This is a genomic window from Jatrophihabitans endophyticus (assembly GCF_900129455.1).
Classification (GTDB): Bacteria; Actinomycetota; Actinomycetes; order Mycobacteriales; family Jatrophihabitantaceae; genus Jatrophihabitans; species Jatrophihabitans endophyticus.
In genome coordinates, this window is record NZ_FQVU01000008.1 from 16,005 (window position 1) to 36,088 (window position 20,084).

Consider the following 20,084-nt stretch of genomic DNA (forward strand, 5'->3'; position numbering starts at 1 on the left):
GTGGACCGCCCGCCGCTCGACGTCGACGCGCTGCGCGCCACCCTGGGCCCGAGATGGGCGCGGGTCGAGGTCGTGGCCGAGACCGAGTCGACCAACGCCGACCTGCTCGCCCGCCGCGAGGCGACCGACCGCACGCTGCTGGTGGCCGAGCACCAGCGCTCCGGGCGCGGCCGCTTCGACCGCACCTGGACCTCGCCGCCGCGGGCCGGACTCACCTTCTCGGTACTGCTGCGCCCCGGTGTGCCGCTGGCGCGCTGGGGGTGGCTGCCGCTGCTGACCGGCCTCGCGGTCGTCGAGGGCGTACGCGCCGCCACCGGGCTCGAGGCCGCGCTCAAGTGGCCCAACGACGTGCTGCTGGACGGGGCGAAGCTCTGCGGCATCCTCGCCCAGACCCGCGACGACGCCGTGGTGATCGGCGTCGGCTGCAACGTCTCGACCAGCCGCGACGAGCTGCCGGTGCCGACCGCGACGTCGCTCGCCGTGGCCGGGGCGACCGTGGATCGCGCCGAGCTGCTCGTCGCCGTCGCCGGCCGGCTCGACGCGCGCGTCGCGCAGTGGAGCGACTGCGGCGGCGATGCCGCGGCCTGCGGTCTCGCCGCGGCCTACCGCGACGTCTGCGACACCGTGGGCCGGGCGGTGCGGGTGACGTTGACCGACCCGGGTGGCGGCGACGGCGAGGGAACCGTCGCGAGCGGCACCGTCCGCGCCGTCGACGACGACGGCCACCTCGTCCTCGTCGACGGCGACGGCGGCGACGGGGCGTCTCGCACGATCACGGCGGGCGACGTCGAGCACCTGCGGGCAGCCGAGGGTTAGCGCCGGCGGACATCCGTCGGCGGATGTCGTCGGCGGATAAAGACGGGCCCTGCGGTGCCGATTGTTCCGAGGTGCACAGTTCGGCCAGGACGCGCTGGGCGGTCGGCGTCGCCGCAACCGCTTTCGTCGGCGTGCTCGCGGCCTTCCTGATCGTCCGGCCGGGCGGACCGACCGCCGTGCGCGCCGTCGACGACGTGGCCGAGTTCGTGGCGGCCTTCGCCGGCGCGGTGCCCTGCGTGTGGCGGGCGACGAGGACGGCCGGCCGCTCGCGGGCGTCGTGGCTGCTCGTCGCCGCCGCGCTGGTGTCGTGGGGTGCCGGCGAGGTCGTGTGGACCTGGTACGAGGTCGTGGCGCGTACGGAGAACCCGTTCCCCTCGCCGGCCGACCTGGGCTTCCTGCTGTTCCCCGTGCTGGCGCTGACCGGGCTGCTGCTGCGCCCGTCCGCGGCGTTCCGCGGGGGCGGGCGCGTCCGCGTCGTGCTCGACGGCGTGATGGTGGCCTGCTCGCTGCTGATCATCAGCTGGGCGACGACGCTGGGGCAGGTCTACCACGCGGGCGCGCAGACGCGGTTCGGGCTGGCGGTCAGCCTCGCCTACCCGGCCTCGGACGTCGTGATGCTGACGGTGGCGCTGCTCGTCGGCATCCGGACGCGGGCGCACACCGGGTTGTTCCTGCTGCTCGCCGGCCTGGTCGCGATGGCCGTCGCCGACAGCACGTTCGCCTACATGACCGCGGCCGGGCACGACCTCACCGGCGCGTTCGGCGACCTCGGCTGGGTGGCGGCGTTCCTCCTGATCGGCATGTCGGCGCTGTACCCGGCGACCGAGGAGCAGCAGGCACGTGTCGCGACCGGGTCGCCGCTGATCCTGTCGCTGCCCTACGCCCTCGTGCTCGCCGGCACCGCCGCCGAGGTGGCCGCGGTGGTGGGCGGCCGCGTCGACGTCGCGGGCGTCGCCGTGTCCTGCGCCGCCGTCCTCGCCCTGTTCGGCCGGCAGTGGCTGACCCTGGCCGACAATCGCCGGCTGACCCGTGACGTGCTCGCCCAGCAGGCCGAGCTGCGCTTCCGCGCCTTCCACGACGGCCTCACCGGCCTCGCGAACCGTGCCCTGTTCCACGACCGGATCACGCAGGCGCTCGAGCTGCACCGCCGCGACCGGCGCAGCGTCTCGGTGGTGTTCTGCGACCTCGACGACTTCAAGGCCGTCAACGACACCTTCGGTCACGGCGTCGGTGACGCCGTGCTCACCGTCGTCGGCGAGCGGCTGCAGCGCGTCGTCCGCTCGGGTGACCTGGTGGCGAGGCTCGGCGGTGACGAGTTCGCGGTGCTGTCGGAGTACCACGTCGACGCGCGGCTCGGCGCCGACGTCGAGATCCTGGTCGAACGGGTGCGCGACGTCTTCGCCGAACCCGTCGCGGTCGGCGGCTACGCCATCAAGGTCCGGGCCAGCGTCGGGGCGGCCACCGTGGAGGGGAGCGTCACGCCCGGCGTCGAGGACGTGCTGCGCCGGGCCGATTTCGTGATGTACGCGGCGAAGCAGGCCAACAAGTCCGCGGCGGCGCCGCTGGGCGGCGTGGCGCCGGTGAGCGTGGACGCCGACACCGACGAGGCGCTCGCCCTCGCCGACGACGTGCGCGACGGGCGGTTGCCCGTGGCGTTCCAGCCCATCGTGCTGCCCGACGGCGAGCAGATGGCGGCCGAGGCGCTGGCGCGCTGGAACCGGCACGGCCGGCCGGTTCCCCCCGACCACTTCATCCCGCTGGCCGAGCGCAACGGGCTGCTGCCCGACCTCGACCTGCACGTTGCCGCTCGCGCCGTCGAACGGGCCGCCGCGGCGGGCTCGGCCGCCGACGCCTTCGTGAACTTCGGGCTGACGACGCTGGGCATGGCCGACCTGCCCGACCGGCTGCTCGCCCTGCTCGCCGCCGCCGACGTCAGCGCCGGGCGGCTCGTCGTCGAGGTCCCCGAGACCCGCCTGATCACCGATCCGCGGATCCTCGACGTCCTCACCGAGCTGCGCAGCTGCGGATTCAAGATCGCCATCGACGACTTCGGCATCGGGTACTCGAACCTGGCCCGGCTCGGTGCGCTGGCGCCGGACGTCATCAAGTTCGACCGGTCGCTCATCGAGCCGCTGGGCGGCTCGCACGCGTCCGCCCGCATCGTGGCGAGCATGATCGCCCTGGCCCACGACCTGGGCGCGATGACGGTGGCCGAGGGGGTCGAGACGCCCGCGCAGCGCGACGCGCTCGTCGCGCTCGGCTGCGACGCGATGCAGGGCTACCTGCTCGGCCGGCCGGTCGTGCCGGAGCAGCCGCCGGCGCTCGTGCCCGTCGCCTGATCCCGTCGCGCCCGCTACGGTGAGACCTCCTCCGAGGAGAGTCGAGCTCCCTCCCGGCCGACAGGACGTCATGGGTTACCCCGAGAAGCTGCTCGCCGACGACGAGCGGGTCGTCGACCACCTGCATCCGCACTGGATCACGCTCGTGCCCGCGACGTTCTTTTTCGTCGTCGTCTGCGCCGCGGCCGGGGTGGGCATCGCGTACGTGCCCGACGACGGCACCGGCCGGACCGTCGCCCTGGCCGCGATCCTCGCCGTGGGCGTGGTGCTGCTGCTGTGGCTCGCGTTCGCACCGTGGATCCGCTGGCGCACCACCCACTACGTGTTCACGACCCACCGCGTGCTGATCCGGCGCGGCGTCCTGCACCACACCGGCCGCGACATCTCGCTGCAGCGCATCAGCGACGTGGCCTTCAGCCAGTCGCTGTGGGACCGGCTCGTCCGCGCGGGCACGCTCACCATCGAGTCCGCCGGCGAGCACGGCCAGGAGCGGCTCGACAACGTCCCGCGGTCCGACGTGGTGCAGCAGCAGCTCAACCGGCTGATCGAGGAGGACGGCGAGCGGCGGGCGCGGACGGCCTACGGCACCCCGCCGCCGCACTGGGACGATCCGCAGCGCTGAACCGCGGCACCGCGTCCGCGCGGCGGGTCAGCCGGTGAGCAGGGCGCCGAAGAGCGCGGCGGCCGGGGCGGCGGCGAAGACGGTCAGCACGGTCCCGCCGATGAGGAAAGGGCCGAGGGGGAGCGCCCGCCCGCCGTGGCGGCCGCCCGCCGGGACGGGGGCGGCGACGGTGATGCGACGCCCGGCCGCGGCCGCGACGACGACGGTGCCGACCAGGGCGACGAGCAGCGTGCCCCACGACAGCCAGCCCAGGTAGATGCCGAGCAGGCCGGCGAGCTTGGCGTTGCCGAAGCTCACGTTCGCCGGGAGCGCCAGCGCGAGCGTGAAGACGAGCAGGCCGAGGAGCAGCCCGCCCGCCATGCCGCGGGTGGCGGGGTGCCAGTCCATGTCCATCGCGCCGGCGGGGATGAGCAGCGCCAGGCTCACCACGTAGGACGGCAGCAGGATGGCGTCGGGAAGCCGCCGCACGTCGAAGTCGATCATCGTGAGGACGACGGCGACGGTGGCCAGGTAGAGGAAGGCCGGCAGCGTGGCGCTGACCCCGAAGCGCAGCGTGACCGCGGCGTAGAGCACGCCGGTGGCCGCCTCGACGAGCGGGTACCGCGCGCTGATGCCCAGACCGCAGGAGGCGCAGCGGCCGCGCAGCAGCAGCCAGCTGATCACCGGGACGTTGTGCCGCGCCCGGATCCGGACGTCACACCGCGGGCAGTGCGACGGCGGCGAGACCACCGACTCCTCCCGCGGGACGCGGTGGATCACGACGTTGAGGAACGACCCGACGACCAGGCCGAGGACGGCGGCGAGGGCGACGGCGGGCCACGGCGTGGGCATGGCACTCCTCGGTAATCGGGATCGGGTCGGACGGGGTGGCGGTGGGATGGGCGGCCGGTGAGGACGTCGACCCGCGTGCCGTCCGCCCCCCGGGGACGTGCGCGAGGTGTGCCGTCACCGGCCGCCCGGCGCAGCGGGCGGGTTGCCGGACCCGGGCCGCTGCCGTCTCGTACGCCGGCGCGTCAGTTGCCGCCGGCGGTGGTCGTCGGCGCGGTCGACGCCGCGTTGGTCTCCGGGGCGACGAAGGCCTGCATCTCCAGTTGCAGGGCGGTGAGCGAGCCGCCGGCGGCGTCCTGCCCGCGAGTGACCGAGGTCAACAGCACCGCGCGGGGTTGGCCGGACTGCAGCTCGGTCAGGAAGCGCGCCAGGTTGCGCTGGGTGCCCGTCACGCTCGCGGAGATGGGGACGCTGTACAGGCCGGTGCCCGAAGCGGCCGCGGTGGTCGACGAGTCCGTGGCCGACGAGGCGGTGGGTGACGCGCTCGCGGTCGGTGACGTCGTGGCGCCGACCACGGGAGCGGACGACTCGACCGCCTTCGCCGCGTCCACGCTGATCGACGTGACCTTCGTCGACGTCGCCGAGCCGATGCTCTGCACGTGGCGCAGGAACGCGGCCATGTCGCTCGTCGACGGCAATGCCGCCCGCGCCTTGGCCAGCGCCGCCCCGTAGGTCGCCGCCTTCTTCTTCTCGGCGGTGAGCTGGTTGATGCGCCCCTGGAGCACGGTGTTCTGCAGCTCGGCGTTGGCGGTCTGGTCCTGGACGTCGGCGGAGTCGCTGCGCTGCGGCGAGATCAGGAGGAACCACCCGACGAGGGCGATCACGAGGGCGACGACGGCGGCACCGCCGACGTGCAGGCGCTCGGCGCGGCTGGCGGCCATCACTTGCCTCCGGACTTGGTGTAGCGGCCGCCGAGGATCTTCTCGGTCAGCGACGCGGTCGCGGTGAAGGTGGAACGACCCTGGTCGGTCGCGAGGGCGCCCGGGTCGACGAGGGCGAGTCCGCGCACCTTGGCGAGGGCGTCGAGGTAGGTGGCGACCGAGCGGTAGTCGCGTGCGGTGCCGGAGATGGTCAGCGTGCCGATCACCTGCGCGCCACCGGGAGCGGTCATCGTCGTCCCGGTCGGCGCCGTGGTCGCGGCGGTGCCGTCGGTGAGCTGACCCTGCACCTGGGTGACGGTGAGGCCGGCGGGGGCGATGCGATTGAGCTGCCCGAGCAGCCGGCTCCACTGCAGGTCGGTGGCCATCACCGTCGCGAGCTGGTCGCTGAGCTGCGTGGTCTTGGCTTGGGTGGCGAGCAGGGCGTCGAAGCCGCTGACCTGGTGGGTGAGGGCGGTGCTGCGGTCCTGCGCCGCGGCCAGGTCGTCGTGGGCGACGTCGGTCTGCTGCCGGGCGAAGGCGTAGCCGGCGCCGACGAGGACGACAAGGGCGAGCAGTGCCACACCCAGCCGGCGGCGCAGCCAGCCGATCCGCCGCTTGCCGACCACCTCGGGCGGCATGAGGTTGGCCCGCACCGTCGCGACAGGGACGGCCGTCGCCCCGGTCAGCTCGCGCAGCGGCATCGTCCGCTCGGTGCGCGTGAGCGGCCGCTTCAGCGGCCGGCGCAGCGTGCTGGTCATGACGCGACTCCCAGGGTGAGGCCGACCGACACGGCCGCGGCGGCGCGGTGGTTGCCGATCGCGTCGTGGCTGCCACCCCGACGGGCGTAGCCGACGTACTGCAGCGGGTTGCCGACGACAGCGGGTACGGTCAGGCTCTTGCCGAGCTCCTCGGTCAACCCGCGCAGTCGCGAGCCGCCACCGACGAGCGTGACCCGGTGCAGCGCCGTCGCCGGCTGGGTCTTGGCGAAGTAGGTGATGGTGCTGCGGATCTCGTTGATCAGCGGGCGGCTCGCCTCGACCATCGCCTCGGCGTGCGCGGCGTCGCCGCCGTGGATGCCGAGGTGGCACTTGCGCTCCTCGGCCTCCGGCACCGCGACACCGAGCCGGTGGGCGAGCACCGAGGTCACCTCGTGACCGCCTCGTGGGATGGTGCGCACGATCTGCGGCACCCCGGCGGTGTGGATCACGACGAGCGTCGTGTTGGCGCCGATGTCGACGATGGCCTCCGCGCCGTCGGCCACCGCGGCGACCGCGCGCAGCACCGCGAAGCAGGCGAGGTCGACGCGGTCGACCTTCAGGCCTGCCTTCTCGACCGCCTCGACGGTGTTCGTCACGGCCTCGCGCGGCGCGGCGGTCAGCAGCCCGCGGACGGTCTCCTTGCTGCCCGGGTCCTCGAGGGGGAAGAAGTCGAGGATCGCCTCGTCCACCGGCAGTGGCAGGACGTCGCGCATCTGGTGGGGCAGGGCGAGGCGCATCTCGTCCGATGAGAGGTTGGCGACCTCCACCTCGCGGACGACGACCTGCTGGTGGGTCACCGCGAGCGAGACCGATCTGGCGGTGACGGCCTTCGCGCTGCGCAGCTGCTTGAGGGCGGCGGTGACCGCCTTCTCGTCCTTGACGACGCCGCCGACGACGGCGCCGTCGGGCAGCTCGACCTGCTCGAACCGCTCGATCATCGGGCGCGACTTGGTCCGGCGCACCTCGATGGCGCGGATGGACGTCGAGCCGATGTCGAGAGCGGCCGTGACGGGGGCAGCCATGGTCAGACTCCTTCGACGGGGGACGGGGTTCGGACGGCGCACATCAGCTGCCGGCCGAGATGCTGACGACGTTCCACGGGCGCATGTAGTTGCCGCTCGTGGCCGGCGGCACGTAGGGCAGCTCGGCGCGCTGCAGGTCGACGTAGGTGTACTGCAGCGTCGTGCCGCTCAGACCGGTGGAACCCGAGACGACCCCGTTGCCACCACGGTGGGACTGGTAGATGCCGCCGTGCACGATCAGGTTGCCGACGGCGTCGCCGCGGTTGTAGTTGTCGGTCCGCAGCGAGCCGGTCAGGGCGAAGATGGCGGCTTCGATCGTGCGGTCGCCCGTCGCCTTGAGGTTCACGTACTGCTCGGCGGGGTGGGCGGAGGAGTAGCCGCTGTTGGTGACGAGGCTGCCGCTGTACAGGCCGGTGATGTCGTTGGGGCACCAACCCGGCGTGGTGTTGGCGATGTCGGTGGCCGTCTGGTCGGCGCACTTGACCGGGTGATAGTTGCGGACGTTCTTGCCGGCGACGATGGACACCGCGTCGGACGTCGCCGTGTAGCCCGACGGATCGGTGATGTCACCGGTGACGACCACGTCGTTCTCGGCGACCAGGCTGAGCTTGCCTTTGTTGGCGCCGTCGACGTAGAGGTCGCCGGGCTGGTTGGCGCCGGTCGATCCCACGGCGTTGCCGCTGGCGTCGGTGCCGGTCGCGTACTCGGTGACGTCGTTGGGATCCGGGAAGTAGCGACCGCCGCCAGAGGGTGCGGTGTACGTGTAGTCGTTCTGCGTCGTGGTGAAGGTGAACGCCGCGTTGGTCGTGGTCCAGGCCTTCTTCGTCGTGCTGTACGTCTGGCGGACCACCGTGGTGGTGATCGGCGTCTGCGTCACCGTCTCCTTGCCCGGCGTCGCGGCCGTCCGGGAGAAGAAGTCGTCGGCCTGGGACGAGTCCGTCACCGTTCCCGTCGCCACCGTCGAGGTCGTCGGGGAGTTGTCGGTCGAGGTGGCGAGGTATCGGTGGTCGTTGTTGCTGGGGCTGGAGTAGTTGTACGCGTGCTTGCCGGTGTTCGCGGCCGCGAGCTGTGCGTTGGTCATCGCCTCGATGCAGTCCGCCTGCGCGGCGGCGGTCCCGGTCAGGCACGAACCCTTCGCCAGCTCGGCCTGGATGTTCGTACGGACTGTCTTGTACTGGCCGCCGCTCACGTCGCCGGTCGGGGTGTACGACGTGCTCTGCGGTCCGTACTCGCACTCGAAGAGCGAGCGCTCGGTACCGGCCGACGTGGTACTGCACTTCTTCGCCGAGTACGTACTCCAGCCCGTGGTGCTGCCACCCCCGTCACCGGCGGACGCCACGTTCGTCCAGGCGCAGCTGGCGCCGACCGTGGCCGCGTACTTCGCCGTGGTCGAGCACTTGTCGGTCGAGACGGAGGTGTCGGAGTGCTGCGGGACGTCGCTGCCGGCGGTAAGCGGGAAGTAGAAGACCTCGTTCGACGCGGCCGGGGTCTGCGTGGACTTGGTCGGATTGCTGGCCCAGCCCGCACTCGGGACGGTGCCGGCGTGGTTGACGATCACTGTGCCGCTGCCGGCGGTGGCGTAGTTGAGCTTGAAGTCGACGATGCCGCTGCTCCCGACGACGGTCGGGTAGCAGGCCGAGTCGCTGGCGGCGTTCTTCTGCGTGGTCTCCGGGCTGGTGACCGTGGCCGTGCCGTCCCCGTTGAGCTTCACGCGGGTGGGGCCGGTGTAGACGCAGCTGTTCTCGGCGATGCCGTCCTTGCCGACGCTGGTCGGCAGCACCAGGTCGGCCGCGGCGACGGCGGGGAGGTTCGGCGAGTTGGTCATGGTGTCGCCGCGGTAGTACTTGCCCGCCGTCGGTGCCGGGGTGGTGTAGCTCTTCGACCCGTCGTTGTAGCCCCACATGGTGTAGACGGCCTTGTTGAACTTCGGACCGGTGCCGCTGGAGAGGATGGCGTCACGGCTGAAGGTCAGGCCGTCCTCGACCATGGACGAGCTGAACACCAGGTCGCAGTTGTCGCTGCGGGTCACCGACGTGCTGTTGACGGTTCCGTTCTCGTACCAGGTGTTGTTCGTGCTGCCGTTGCCGCGCCCGGGCAGGGCCGCCGACTCGTAGTACCAGTGCTGGCCGCACTTGGCGGTCGTGCCGCTCTGCGCCGTCCCCTTCCACACCACCGTCTTGGGAACCGAGCTGCTGCCGCGATACGTCGACGACACGCTGCCGTAGGTGCCCGAGTCGGAGACGTAGATCGAGCGGGGGTTGTAGTAGTCGTCGAGGAACTGCGGTGACAGCGACTCGTAGTCGGAGTAGTAGCCGTAGGCGAGGATGCTTGGCTGCAGCGACAGGTCGGCCACGATCTTGCGTGACACCCCGTTCGACGAGCCGGTCGACGTGACGCGGACGTAGCCGTCGCTCGTGGCCGAGCTCGCCGTCGTCCAGGTGAAGGTCTGGCCGTTGCCGAGCGACGGCCGCTGCCGGGTGCCGGTGAGGGTCGTGCTGGTGGCGCCGAGCGCCTGCGGGCAGATCTTGGTCTCCGACCGGCAGGACGGGATGCTCACCAGGTAGGAGATGAGGTCGTCGACGCCCGACTGCGCCGCGGCGAGCGCGGCGGTGCGGTCCTGGGCACCCCGGGAGTTCGTGATGTTCGGGGTCACGACCGCGAGCACGCCGGCGACGCCGAGCATGACGACGGTCGTCACCATGAGCACGAAGATGAGCGCGAAACCGTCCTCGCCGTCGCGACGGATGCGCCGCAGCCGGATCACGACGTCGCTCCGGTGATGGCGACGGTCGTCTTCAGCGTCTGTGCGGCGTTGCCGGACTTCGCCGGGACGCTCAGCGTGATGTTCACGGCGGCGATCGAGGTGGCCGTGGCGGCCGGCGTGCACTTCACCGTGGGGTCGGTGTCGATGGTGCAGTAGCTGAAGACGCTGCTGCTGCCGAGTGTCGGGAGCAGCACCGAGGTCGACGTGGGGTTCGTCGGGTAGTTGTTCGCGTAGTTGTACGAGCTCGGGTAGTTGTCGGTGTACTTCGTTGTCGGCGCGTACCGCTTCTCCTTCAGTGCACCGTTCTCGACGTAGATGTCGAGTTTGGTCGGCGGCGTCCGTCCCGCCGTGCCCGCGCGGCTGGTCGAGTCGATGTTGCTGTAGAAGACCAAGCGCGACGCGGTGAGCGTGTCGAACCGGCCGGCGGCGAAGCCCGGCCGGGCGCTCGGCGTGTCGGCGGTGCGGAGCTCAGCGGCGATGCGGTCGGCGGCGACGCGGACGTCCGAGGCGTCGAGCGACTGGGCCGATACCCGGTCGGCCTGGCTCGTGCTGCCGACGAAGAAGACGAGCGCCAGGGCACCGACGAGTGTGGCCAGCCCCATGCCGACCATGAGCTCGATCAACGACATCCCGGCGTCGCGGTCCGCGCGCGCGGAGCGCCAGCGCGTCAGCATGCGAGCTCCGTCGCGGCGGAGACCCGGTCGGCGGTGCCGGCGGGCGGCCAGGTGACCGTCGTCGTCACGACCATGTACGGCCGGTTGGTGAAGTCGGGCGTCGCCGGGCAGGCGCCGATGGTCGCGCCGGCGGGCGTGGTAGCGCTCACCGAACGGGTGAGGGTGTAGCTCGTGGTGCCGACGACGGTCGTCGCCGAGCGTGCGGCCGGGTAGTTCGGGTAGCGCAGCGCGCGGGCGGCCTGCAAGTCCTGCTGGACCAGGTTGGCTGCGGTGACGCGGTCGGTCGAGCGCTTCGAGGTCTTGGTCGTGTTGGCGATCGCGACGATCGCCGCCGCCGACACCACGGCGAGCAGGACGAAGGCGACCAGCGCCTCCACCACCGTGAAGCCGCCGTCGTCTCCTGCTTCGACGCGACGGAGCGGGGGGAGGACCCGGGTGGGGGGCATGGGTCACCTCCATCGTGGAAGAGAGGTTGTGGAGTTGGGAACCGGGCGGGGCGTACGGGGACGCCCCGCCCGGGTTGAGTGGAACTACTTGATCGAGCCGCCGGCCGAGCTGTCGTAGGAGTACGCGTTGGTCGAGGAGTCCTTCTTGCCGTCGGTGTTCCAGGACTTCATCGTCACGACGCCGGACCCGTCCTTGGCGTAGGTGAGGTGGGTGCCGTCGGACAGGTTGGCCTTCTCGGTGGTCGTGCCGCAGGTGAAGGTGATCGAGCCGGTCGCGTCGGCGGCGTTCGCCGGCGCGGTGGGGTAGGAGTTGCTGTTCTCGCTGTAGCACTGCTGCAGGGTGCTGACCGCGGCGCGGAGGTCGCTCTGCGAGCTCTTGTCGTTCGCGCCCTTCTGGTAGTTCAGGTACAGCGGGATCGCGATGGCGATGAGGATGCCGATGATCACGACGACCACGAGCAGCTCGATGAGGGTGAAGCCGCCCTCGCCGTTCTCGCGCTTGGCCTTGATGTCGTGGTACTTGGCGATCAGGTTGTCGAACATGGGTGAGCCTCCGGGACTCTCGGGGGGTACTCCGGGCACGGGGGTGATGACCGGAGGCTGCGGCCGGCGGTGACGGCCGCTCCGTGCGCGGGGCACGGAAGTCTGTGGAATTGTGTGGATCGAGCGGGTCCTATTGGTTGCCGATGTTCTGGTAGATCGAGAACATCGGCAGGTACAGGCAGATGACCATCACGCCGATGAGCGCGCCCATCACGACGACCATGAGCGGTTCGATCGCGGCAGTAAGCGACTCGGTCGCGGTCTCGACCTCGTGGTCGTAGAAGTCGGAGATCTTGTCGAGCATCGCGCTGATCTGGCCGGTCTCCTCGCCGACCTCGATCATCTGTACGACCATCTGCGGGAAGACCGGATGGTCGCCGAGCGGTGCCGACATCGGCTGGCCCTGCTTCACCGAGTTCGCGACGTCCTTCATGGCATCGCCGATGACGGCGTTGCCGGTGGTGCCGCCCACGACCTCGAGAGCCTGCATGACGGGGACGCCGACCGACAGCAGCGTGCCGAGGTTGCGTGCGAACCGGCTGATGGCGATCTTCGTGAACAACGTGCCGAAGACGGGCACCCGCAGCTTGAGGGCGTCGAAGCGCAGCCGCCACGCCGGGTCCTGCTTGAGCTTGCTGCGGATGCCCTTGACCGCGGCGAAGGCGAGCACCGCGGTGACAGGCAGGATCCACAGGGCGTTGTGGCTGAGCGTCACCATGATCTGCGTCGGCAGCGGCAGCTTGCCGCCCAGGTTCGCGAACATGTGCTCGAAGACCGGGACGATGAAGATGAGCACGCCGGTGATCATCAGCAGGCTGAAGCAGATGACGATGACGGGGTAGGTCATGGCCGACTTGATCTTCGCCCGCAGATTGGCGTCCTTCTCGAAGTTCTGGGCCAGTCGCTCGAGCGCCTTGTCCAGGAAGCCACCGGTCTCGCCGGCTCGGATCATCGCGACCATGATGGGCGGGAAGATGTCGTGCTTGCCGAGCGCGCCGGACAGCGACTGGCCGGTCTCGATGTCACGCCGGACGTCACGGACCGCCTTGGCCAGCACCTGGTTCTCGGTCTGGTCCTCGAGGATGGTCAGCGACCGCAGCAGCGAGAGGCCCGACGTCGCCATGGTGGCGAACTGCCGGGAGAAGACGGCAAGGTCCTTCAGGCCGACCTTGGGGCCGAAGCCGGGCAGCGTGATCTCGCGCTGCAGGCCCTTGCCCGTCTCCTGGATGAACAGCGCCGTCACGCCCTGGGACTTCAGGGCGGCGGCGACGCCCGACTCGTCCCTGGCCTCGACGGTGCCCTTGCTCCGCTTTCCCTTGAGGTCGACGGCCTCGTAGGCGAAGGTGCGGTCCTTGCTCGCCTTGGTCTTGGCCTTCGCCGGCGCGCTCATGCCGCCCGTCCCGCGAGCCGACGGAATTCCTCGGGGGCGTGGCACAGCGCGAGCGCCTGGTCGTAGCCGATGGCGCCTTCCCGGACCCGCTCGGCCAGATGGGCGTCGAAGGTGAGCATGCCGTCGGCGCCGCCGGACTGCATGAACGACGGGATCTGGTGGTTCTTGCCCTCGCGGATGAGGTTGCGGATCGCGGCGGTGGCGAACATGACCTCGCAGACGACGGTGCGGCCGGAGCCGTCGGGTCGCTTGGCGAGCGACTGCGTCACGATGCCCTGCAGCGCAGTGGACAGCTGCGCGCGGATCTCCTGCTGCTGATGGGCCGGGAACATGTCGATGACGCGGTCGATCGTCTGCGCGGCCGACTGGGTGTGCAGGGTGGCGAGCACCAGGTGGCCGGTCTCGGCGGCGGTGAGCGCGGTCGAGACCGTCTCGAGGTCGCGCATCTCGCCGACCAGGATGATGTCCGGGTCCTGCCGCAGCACGTGCTTGAGGGCGTCGGCGAAGCCGTGGGTGTCCACACCCAGTTCGCGCTGGTTGACCACGCAGCGCTTGTGCTGGTGCATGAACTCGATCGGGTCCTCGATCGTGACGATGTGGTCACGTCGGGTGCGATTGGCGAGGTCGAGCAGCGCGGCCAGGGTCGTGGTCTTGCCCGAGCCGGTGGGCCCCGTGACGAGGACGAGACCGCGCGGCAGGTCGGCGAAGCGAGCGATCTGCTCGGGGATGCCGAGCTCGTCCAGCGCCTTGATGTCGTGCGGGATGCTGCGCATGACCGCGCCGTAGGCGTTGCGCTGCTGGAACAGGTTGATTCGGAACCGGGACACGCCGGGCAGACTGTAGGCGAGGTCGAACTCGAGATCGGCCTCGAAGCGCTCCCACTGCTGCTCGTCGACGACGCAGCGCACGATGGCGGCGGTGTCGGCGGAGTCGAGCACGGCCCAGCCCGGCAGCGGGTTCAGGTCGCCGTGCAAGCGCATCATCGGCGGCACCCCGACGGTGAGGTGCAGGTCGGATCCGCCGGCACGCACCAGGCTGGTCAGCATGGCGTCGAGCGAGACGCGGGCGTCGGACCGGTCGACCGACGACGGGGCGGGTGCCGACCAGGTCGGCGTGACGACCGGCGCCGCCAGCGCGTCCGCGGGGTCGGCGAAGGCCGGCAGGTGGGCAGCGGCGGAGGCGTCGCCGTACGCGGTCCACGGTGCGGTGGTCACGTCGCCTCCTCTGCTGAATTTCGGGCCATCATTTCAGTTCACAAAAAACTTACACACACGAACCTAACGTCGGCAAGACGTCGCCGGGCTTCAATCCCCGGGCAGAATTCGGGACATCGGCGTCGCGAATCGCCTAAATCGCCGTGGACAGCGGGACCATCGGCGGGACGAGGCCCGCCGCTCGGCGGTCGGGGCGGGCCGAACGGTCACTGGTGTGACGGTTGCGCTGTGTGCCTACTCCTGACTCCACACCGTGATGATCAGACGGCGACACGGAGCACTTCCGCGAGCGAGGTGTCGCCGAGAGCCGCCTTGCGCAGCCCGTCGTAGCGCAGCAGCCACATTCCCTGCTCGAGCGCGGTTCGCTGGATGTCGTGCGCGGAGAGTCGGTCGACCGCCTGCCGCTCGATCTGCTCGGTCACCGGCATGACCTCGTGCAGCGCGATCCGGCCCCGGTAGCCGGTCTGTGCGCACGACCGGCACCCCACGGGTCGCCATAGCTTGTCGGGGACTTCGAGCAGCTGCTGCGGCCACCGCGCGGCTGCGAGCTCGGTGTCGCTCGGCGCGTACGCCTCCTTGCACCATTGACACAGCCGCCGCGCGAGTCGCTGGGCCATCACGCAATCGAGCGAGGAGCCGACGAGGAAGGGTTCGATGCCCATCTCGATGAGGCGGGTCACCGCCGACGGTGCGTCGTTGGTGTGCAGCGTCGACAGGACGAGGTGACCGGTGAGCGAGGCCTCGATCGCGAGCTGCGCCGTGACGCGGTCCCGGATCTCACCGATGAGCACGACGTCGGGGTCCGAACGCAGGATCGCGGGCAGGACCGCGGCGAAGGTCAACCCGGCCTTGTGGTTCACCTGCACCTGGTTGACGCCGGGCAGCCGGTACTCGACCGGGTCCTCGACGGTGATGACGTTGACCTCGGCACTGCTGATCGCGGTCAGCGCGGCGTAGAGGGTCGTCGACTTGCCCGACCCCGTCGGCCCCGTCACCAGGACCATGCCGTGGGGCTTGCGCAGCGCGCCGGTGAAGCGTTCGTAGTTGCCGTCGGTGAACCCGAGCCGCGCGAGATCCAGGTCGACACCGCCGGTGTCGAGCACCCGGAGCACGATCTTCTCGCCCCACACGGTCGGCAGCGTCGCGACCCGCAGGTCGACGCTGCGGCCGCCGAGGTCCATGGTGATGCGCCCGTTCTGCGGCACCCGACGTTCGGTGATGTCCACCGCGGACATGATCTTGAGCCGGCTGATGAGCGCGGACTGCGCCGACCGCGGCACGGTGTCGATCTCGTGCAGCACGCCGTCGATGCGGAACCGGACGCGCAGGTCGGTCGCCGTCGGTTCCAGGTGCATGTCCGACGCGCGGTTCTGGATCGCCTGCTCGATCAGGGAATTGACGTAGCGGACGATGGGCGCCTCGTCGGCGTCCCCGCCGGTGACCACGTCGAGCTTCTCGTCGTCCTCGGTCGAGACGACCTCGTCGAGGTCGGTCTCGGCGCGCTGATAGCGGTCCAGGACCTTGAGCAGCTCGTCGCGGGCCACCGCCACGGGTCGGACGCGCATGCCGGTGGCGGCCCGCACGTCGTCGAGGGCGAGGACGTCACCGGGGTCGGCGACCGCGAGCACCAACTCGTCGTCCTCGACGGCGATCGCGAGCACGTGGTGGCGGCGCGAGAGCGCGAGCGGTATCCGACCGACGGCGGCGGGGTCGATCTGGAAGCCGGCGAGGTCGACGCTGGCGATGCCGTAGGCGTCGGCCATGACGTCGGCGAGCTCGGTCTCGGTGACGGTCCCCTGGTCGACGAGGACGTCGCGCAGCGGCCGGCCGGTCTCGTCCGCGCTGTCCATCGCGTCGACGATCGAGGTCAGGTCGAACCCGCGCAGCCGTAGCGCGTCGAGCACGGGTCCGTGTGTCTCGTACATCGCCGTCCGTCGTGGTCTGCGGCGCCGCGACGGGTGCGGCGGCGCAAGGGAGCCTTGTCCCCCTTTCCATCGGCCGATCTTCGGTCAACGTGAGTGGGCCGCCGCGGCGCAGCGGCGCGTCAGGAGATGCGGGGCAGCGAGTCCGAGACGGTGACCATCCGCAGGGGGGCGGGCAGCTCGGGCACAGCGGCTGGCCGCGGGTAGCGGCCGTGCTCCAGCGCGGCCACCCGTTGCGCCCGGGCCCACCCGACCACCGCGTTCCCGGGCATCGGTCGGGCGATCTGCCAGCCCTGCACGGCATCGCAGCGCAGGCCCTCCAGCAGGGTGTGCTGGCTCTCGGTCTCGACGCCCTCGGCGATGGCGGGGACGCCGAGGGCGTGGGCCAGGCCGATCAGCGTGCGCAGGATGCCGACCGCGCGGGGATCCTTCTCGAGTCGCGCGACGAAGGCGCGGTCGATCTTGATCTCGTCGACGGGCAGGTCGCTGAGGCGCATCAGCGACGAGTACCCCGTGCCGAAGTCGTCGAGGCTGATGCCGATGCCCATCGCCCGGAGTCGGTCGAGCGTCTGCCGGGACTCCTCGAGCTGATCGGTCAGCACCCGCTCGGTGATCTCGAGGTAGACGCTGGTCGGCGCGACCGAGCACTCGATCAGCTGCTCGGTGACGACCTCGACCAGGTGCGTGCCGACGAGGTCGGTCGGCGAGATGTTGATGGCCACCGGGGTCTCGAGCCCCGCGGCGCGCCACCGCGCCATCTGGCGCAGCGCAAGTCGGACGACGTGCTGGGTGAGCAGCGGCATCACGCCCGAACGCTCGGCCAGCGGGATGAACTCGTCCGGCGACACCCAGCCACGGATCGGGTGGTGCCACCTGATGAGGGCCTCGACGCCGACGAGCTCGCGGTGCAGCCCCACCTTGGGCTGGTAGTGCAGCTCCAGCTCGCCGGCCTCGATCGCCTGCCGCAGCTCGCCGGTGATGCCGAGGCGGGTGGCCGCGTTCGCGTCCTGGTCCGCCGAGTACAGCTCTACGCCGGAGCGGGTCTGCTTGGCCCGGTACATCGCGATGTCGGCGTGGCGCAGCAGCGTGGTCGGGTCGGCCCCGTGCCCCGGGCACGTCGCGATGCCCGCCGAGAACCGGACGTCGACCGAGACGCCCTCCAGCACGATCGCGTCGGCGACCACCGCGTCGCGCATGCGTTGCGCGGCGAGGCAGGCCTCGTAGGTGTCGACGTCGGAGAGCACCACCGCGAACTCGTCCCCGCCGAGCCGCGCGACGACGTCGGAGGGGCGCAGGCCCTTCCGCATCCGGGCGGCGAACTCGATGAGCAGCTCGTCACCGGCCTGGTGGCCGAGCGCGTCGTTCACGGCCTTGAAGTCGTCGAGGTCGATGAGCATGAGCGCGAACGGCGGCCCGCCGCGCCGTAGCGATGCGAGCGCCTGGTCCAGGTCGTAGGTGAGCGTCGCGCGGTTGGGCAGGCCGGTCAGCGCGTCGTGGCCGGCCTGGTGCTCGCGGTCGAGGGCGATCTGGGCGGTGAAGTAGATCATCAGCAGCGGCACGGCGAGGACCGGGATCAGCGGCCACGGCCCCTGCGCGAGGATGACGATGAGCGGCGAGAGCGCGAGCACCGAGAAGGTCATCATGGCCTCGTGGCGGAAGTCGCCGAAGGCGACCGTCCGGAACGGGGTGTCGTAGGTGAGGACGGCGGACACCAACGCCAGGTTGACCGCGAAGTAGACGACCCACGCGCCCGCCATCCACGCCAGGTCGCCGGGGTGGAAGGTGTGCAGCGGCGCGGCCAGCGTGGGGTGCTCGCGGGCCGCGACGACGACGAGGTACGCGGCCGCGAACGACAGCGCGTACTGCGCCGGGTTGAAGATCGTCTTCCACCACACCTTGCCGGCGCGCAGGTCGGCGAGCACGGCGCCCGTGGCGATGAGCAGCACGGTGGGCCAGAGACCCCAGATGAACAGCATCGCGAAGGTGAAGGACGTCGACATCACCACGCCCTGCGGGTCGTGGCCCCGGCCCTGCACCAGCGGCAGCAGCTCGAGTCCGGCGATGAGCGCGGCGACCATCAGGAAGCTCGGGACGAGCTCGAGCCCGGCCGAGGAGCAGACGTGCCACGCGGAGTAGGCGATGAGTGGCCAGCCCAGTGCGACGGCGGCGTACCAGGCGACGCTTGCGAGGCTGACGCCGCGGAGGCGGAGATCGGTGGTCATGGGTGTGCCGGTGACGTGGAGGTTCAGCGGGAGGCGTCGTACGGTGCCGGGCCGCGGGTGCAGGCGGAAAGGGGCATGGCACGTCTCCTGGATCGTGTGGCGTTCCCCCGCCGAGTTGCTCGCGCGAACTCGCCCGAATTCTTACAGAGAGCTAACGCAAGCGCAACCGCGGCTGCGCAGTCGGTCCCGGTCGTCCCGATATGACCCGGGGGCGCCGGTCAACTGGAGATGTAGTGCTCCAGCTGCTCGCGATCCTGCTCGAGCTGCGCCATGCGGGCGGCCACGACGTCACCGATCGAGACGATGCCGGTGAGCCTGCCGTCGTCGACGACCGGCATGTGCCGGATGCGGCGCCGGGTCATGGTCTCGGCGACCGAGTGGACGTCGTCGTGGCCGGTGCAGCTCACCACGGTGGTTGTCATGATGTCGCCGACGGCGGTGTCGAGGACCTCGGCGCCGCGTTCGGCGACGCGGCGGACGACGTCGCGCTCGGAGACGATGCCGGCGATGTCCGCGCCGCCGGCGTCGTCGGTCACGAGCAGGGCGCCGACGTTGTGCTCGGCGAGGGCGCGCAGCAGCGCCGTCACGGTGTCGGTCGGGGCGATGGTGACGACGGCGGGACGCTGCCCCTGGTCGCCGGACTGCTTGTGCTGCAGCAAATCGGAGATGTTCACGGGTGTTCACCTCGCGGATCGCGTTCGATGCCCAGGTTGGCGCGTCCAACCCTGCCGCAGGAGCGGGGGGCGCGCCAGTCCGCCCGGTCGTCAGGCCACCGGGTAGAACGCCTCGGCGATCTCGTCGGCGACCCGCCGCGGCTCGTCCAGTGCCAGGAACGTGCGGCCGGTCTCGATCTCGACGAGGGTGGCGCCGGGGATCGTGTCGCGCAGTCGCCGGCCGAAGGCGGGCTTGAAGAACGGGTCGGCGTCGCCCCACAGCACCAGCGTGGGTTTGCCGAACCGGTCGAGCCGCGAGGACACGGCGAGCAGGTCGGCCGGCCGGACCTCACGCAGGAACTTGCGCGCATCGCGGCGGATGGCCGGGTTCTCGAGCGCGGGCGTGATCCAGCGCCGGCTCAGCGCGGGGTCGAGCGGATCGCGCACCAGGCCGCCGAAGGCCAGCACCGAGTGCCGCAGGAAGCGGGGACGCACCGACTCGGCGATCAGCCGCAGCCCGCCGCGGCGCTTGCCCACCGTCACGAGCATCCCGAAGGGGGCGGGCGGGAACTCGTCGAAGGCGTCGCAGTTGGTGAGGACGAGTCGGCCGACGCGGCTGTGGTCGGCGTCGACGAGGAACTGGCACAGGGCGCCGCCGGTGTCGTTGCCGACCAGGGTGACGTCGGTCAGCTCGAGCGCGGCGAGGAAGTCGCGCAGCAGCGCAGCGATGCCGGCCGGCCCGAGGTCGGCGTCGGGCTGCAGGGGTACCCGGTGTGCGCCCAGCGGCAGCGTGGGGGCGTACGAGCGGATGCCGCGTTCGGCGAGGCGATCGGCCACCGCCGTCCACAGCTCCCCGTCGACCAGCAGGCCGTGGACGAACACCACGGCCGGCAGTGGGCTGTCGGCGGGGCCAGCGGCGCGGTACTCGACGGTGCCCTGCGGAAGTGTCACGCGGTCCATCCGCAGAACATACATACTGCTTGTATGAAAGTGAAGGGCGTCGCCGCACTA

The 20,084-nt window shown here is 71.1% G+C and carries 17 protein-coding genes; 3 read left to right on the forward strand and 14 right to left on the reverse strand.

The window, feature by feature from the left end:
• The 3 genes from BUE29_RS20785 (at window position 1) to BUE29_RS20795 (ending at window position 3,777) form a co-directional block, all read left to right on the forward strand.
• Window positions 1-816, forward strand: a complete 816-nt coding sequence (locus BUE29_RS20785) for a biotin--[acetyl-CoA-carboxylase] ligase (RefSeq protein ID WP_200800358.1) — start codon at window positions 1-3, stop codon at window positions 814-816.
• Between the two features lie 71 nt (window positions 817-887).
• Window positions 888-3,155 carry a putative bifunctional diguanylate cyclase/phosphodiesterase gene (locus BUE29_RS20790; RefSeq protein WP_159440921.1) on the forward strand — a complete coding sequence of 756 codons (2,268 nt, stop codon included), beginning with the start codon at window positions 888-890 and terminating at the stop codon, window positions 3,153-3,155.
• A 70-nt stretch (window positions 3,156-3,225) separates the two neighbouring features.
• Window positions 3,226-3,777, forward strand: a complete 552-nt coding sequence (locus BUE29_RS20795) for a PH domain-containing protein (RefSeq protein WP_073392392.1) — start codon at window positions 3,226-3,228, stop codon at window positions 3,775-3,777.
• 27 nt (window positions 3,778-3,804) lie between these two features.
• Here the strand turns inward: BUE29_RS20795 and BUE29_RS20800 are convergent, their stop codons facing one another.
• The 14 genes from BUE29_RS20800 to BUE29_RS20865 all read right to left on the reverse strand — a co-directional run bounded on the left by BUE29_RS20800 (window position 3,805) and on the right by BUE29_RS20865 (window position 20,033).
• Window positions 3,805-4,608 (reverse strand): prepilin peptidase, encoded by an 804-nt coding sequence (locus BUE29_RS20800; protein ID WP_073392393.1) that lies wholly within the window; start codon window positions 4,606-4,608, stop codon window positions 3,805-3,807.
• A gap of 182 nt (window positions 4,609-4,790) precedes the next feature.
• Window positions 4,791-5,486, reverse strand: coding sequence for a hypothetical protein (locus tag BUE29_RS20805; RefSeq protein ID WP_073392394.1), 696 nt, complete (start codon window positions 5,484-5,486; stop codon window positions 4,791-4,793).
• On the reverse strand, window positions 5,486-6,223 hold the full coding sequence (locus tag BUE29_RS20810; RefSeq protein WP_073392395.1) for a hypothetical protein: 738 nt from the start codon (window positions 6,221-6,223) through the stop codon (window positions 5,486-5,488). The genes BUE29_RS20805 and BUE29_RS20810 overlap by 1 nt, the downstream gene beginning before the upstream one ends.
• Window positions 6,220-7,245: a type IV pilus assembly protein PilM gene (gene pilM / locus BUE29_RS20815; protein WP_073392396.1), complete on the reverse strand. Its 1,026-nt coding sequence runs from the start codon at window positions 7,243-7,245 to the stop codon at window positions 6,220-6,222. The genes BUE29_RS20810 and pilM overlap by 4 nt, the downstream gene beginning before the upstream one ends.
• Window positions 7,246-7,288: 43 nt before the next feature.
• Window positions 7,289-10,009 (reverse strand): type IV pilus modification PilV family protein, encoded by a 2,721-nt coding sequence (locus tag BUE29_RS20820; RefSeq protein WP_073392397.1) that lies wholly within the window; start codon window positions 10,007-10,009, stop codon window positions 7,289-7,291.
• Window positions 10,006-10,683, reverse strand: coding sequence for a PilW family protein (locus BUE29_RS20825; protein ID WP_073392398.1), 678 nt, complete (start codon window positions 10,681-10,683; stop codon window positions 10,006-10,008). Before BUE29_RS20825 ends, BUE29_RS20820 begins: the two co-directional genes overlap by 4 nt.
• A complete protein-coding gene (locus BUE29_RS20830) occupies window positions 10,677-11,129 on the reverse strand; it encodes a type IV pilus modification PilV family protein (RefSeq protein ID WP_143168309.1) in 453 nt (150 codons plus the stop codon). The genes BUE29_RS20825 and BUE29_RS20830 overlap by 7 nt, the downstream gene beginning before the upstream one ends.
• A gap of 84 nt (window positions 11,130-11,213) precedes the next feature.
• The gene (locus BUE29_RS23540) at window positions 11,214-11,672 is read right to left on the reverse strand and encodes a prepilin-type N-terminal cleavage/methylation domain-containing protein (protein ID WP_073392400.1); all 459 of its coding nucleotides are present in this window, start codon (window positions 11,670-11,672) and stop codon (window positions 11,214-11,216) included.
• A 130-nt stretch (window positions 11,673-11,802) separates the two neighbouring features.
• A complete protein-coding gene (locus tag BUE29_RS20840; RefSeq protein ID WP_073392401.1) occupies window positions 11,803-13,062 on the reverse strand; it encodes a type II secretion system F family protein in 1,260 nt (419 codons plus the stop codon).
• Window positions 13,059-14,276, reverse strand: a complete 1,218-nt coding sequence (locus BUE29_RS20845; RefSeq protein ID WP_200800359.1) for a type IV pilus twitching motility protein PilT — start codon at window positions 14,274-14,276, stop codon at window positions 13,059-13,061. The genes BUE29_RS20840 and BUE29_RS20845 overlap by 4 nt, the downstream gene beginning before the upstream one ends.
• 260 nt (window positions 14,277-14,536) lie before the next feature.
• The gene (locus BUE29_RS20850; protein WP_073392402.1) at window positions 14,537-16,201 is read right to left on the reverse strand and encodes a GspE/PulE family protein; all 1,665 of its coding nucleotides are present in this window, start codon (window positions 16,199-16,201) and stop codon (window positions 14,537-14,539) included.
• Window positions 16,202-16,320: 119 nt separating this feature from the next.
• Window positions 16,321-18,420, reverse strand: a complete 2,100-nt coding sequence (locus tag BUE29_RS20855) for a putative bifunctional diguanylate cyclase/phosphodiesterase (RefSeq protein ID WP_073392403.1) — start codon at window positions 18,418-18,420, stop codon at window positions 16,321-16,323.
• Window positions 18,421-18,638: 218 nt separating this feature from the next.
• Window positions 18,639-19,094 carry a CBS domain-containing protein gene (locus BUE29_RS20860; RefSeq protein ID WP_073392404.1) on the reverse strand — a complete coding sequence of 152 codons (456 nt, stop codon included), beginning with the start codon at window positions 19,092-19,094 and terminating at the stop codon, window positions 18,639-18,641.
• Between the two features lie 90 nt (window positions 19,095-19,184).
• Window positions 19,185-20,033 carry an alpha/beta fold hydrolase gene (locus BUE29_RS20865; RefSeq protein WP_073392405.1) on the reverse strand — a complete coding sequence of 283 codons (849 nt, stop codon included), beginning with the start codon at window positions 20,031-20,033 and terminating at the stop codon, window positions 19,185-19,187.
• Window positions 20,034-20,084 lie beyond the last annotated feature (51 nt).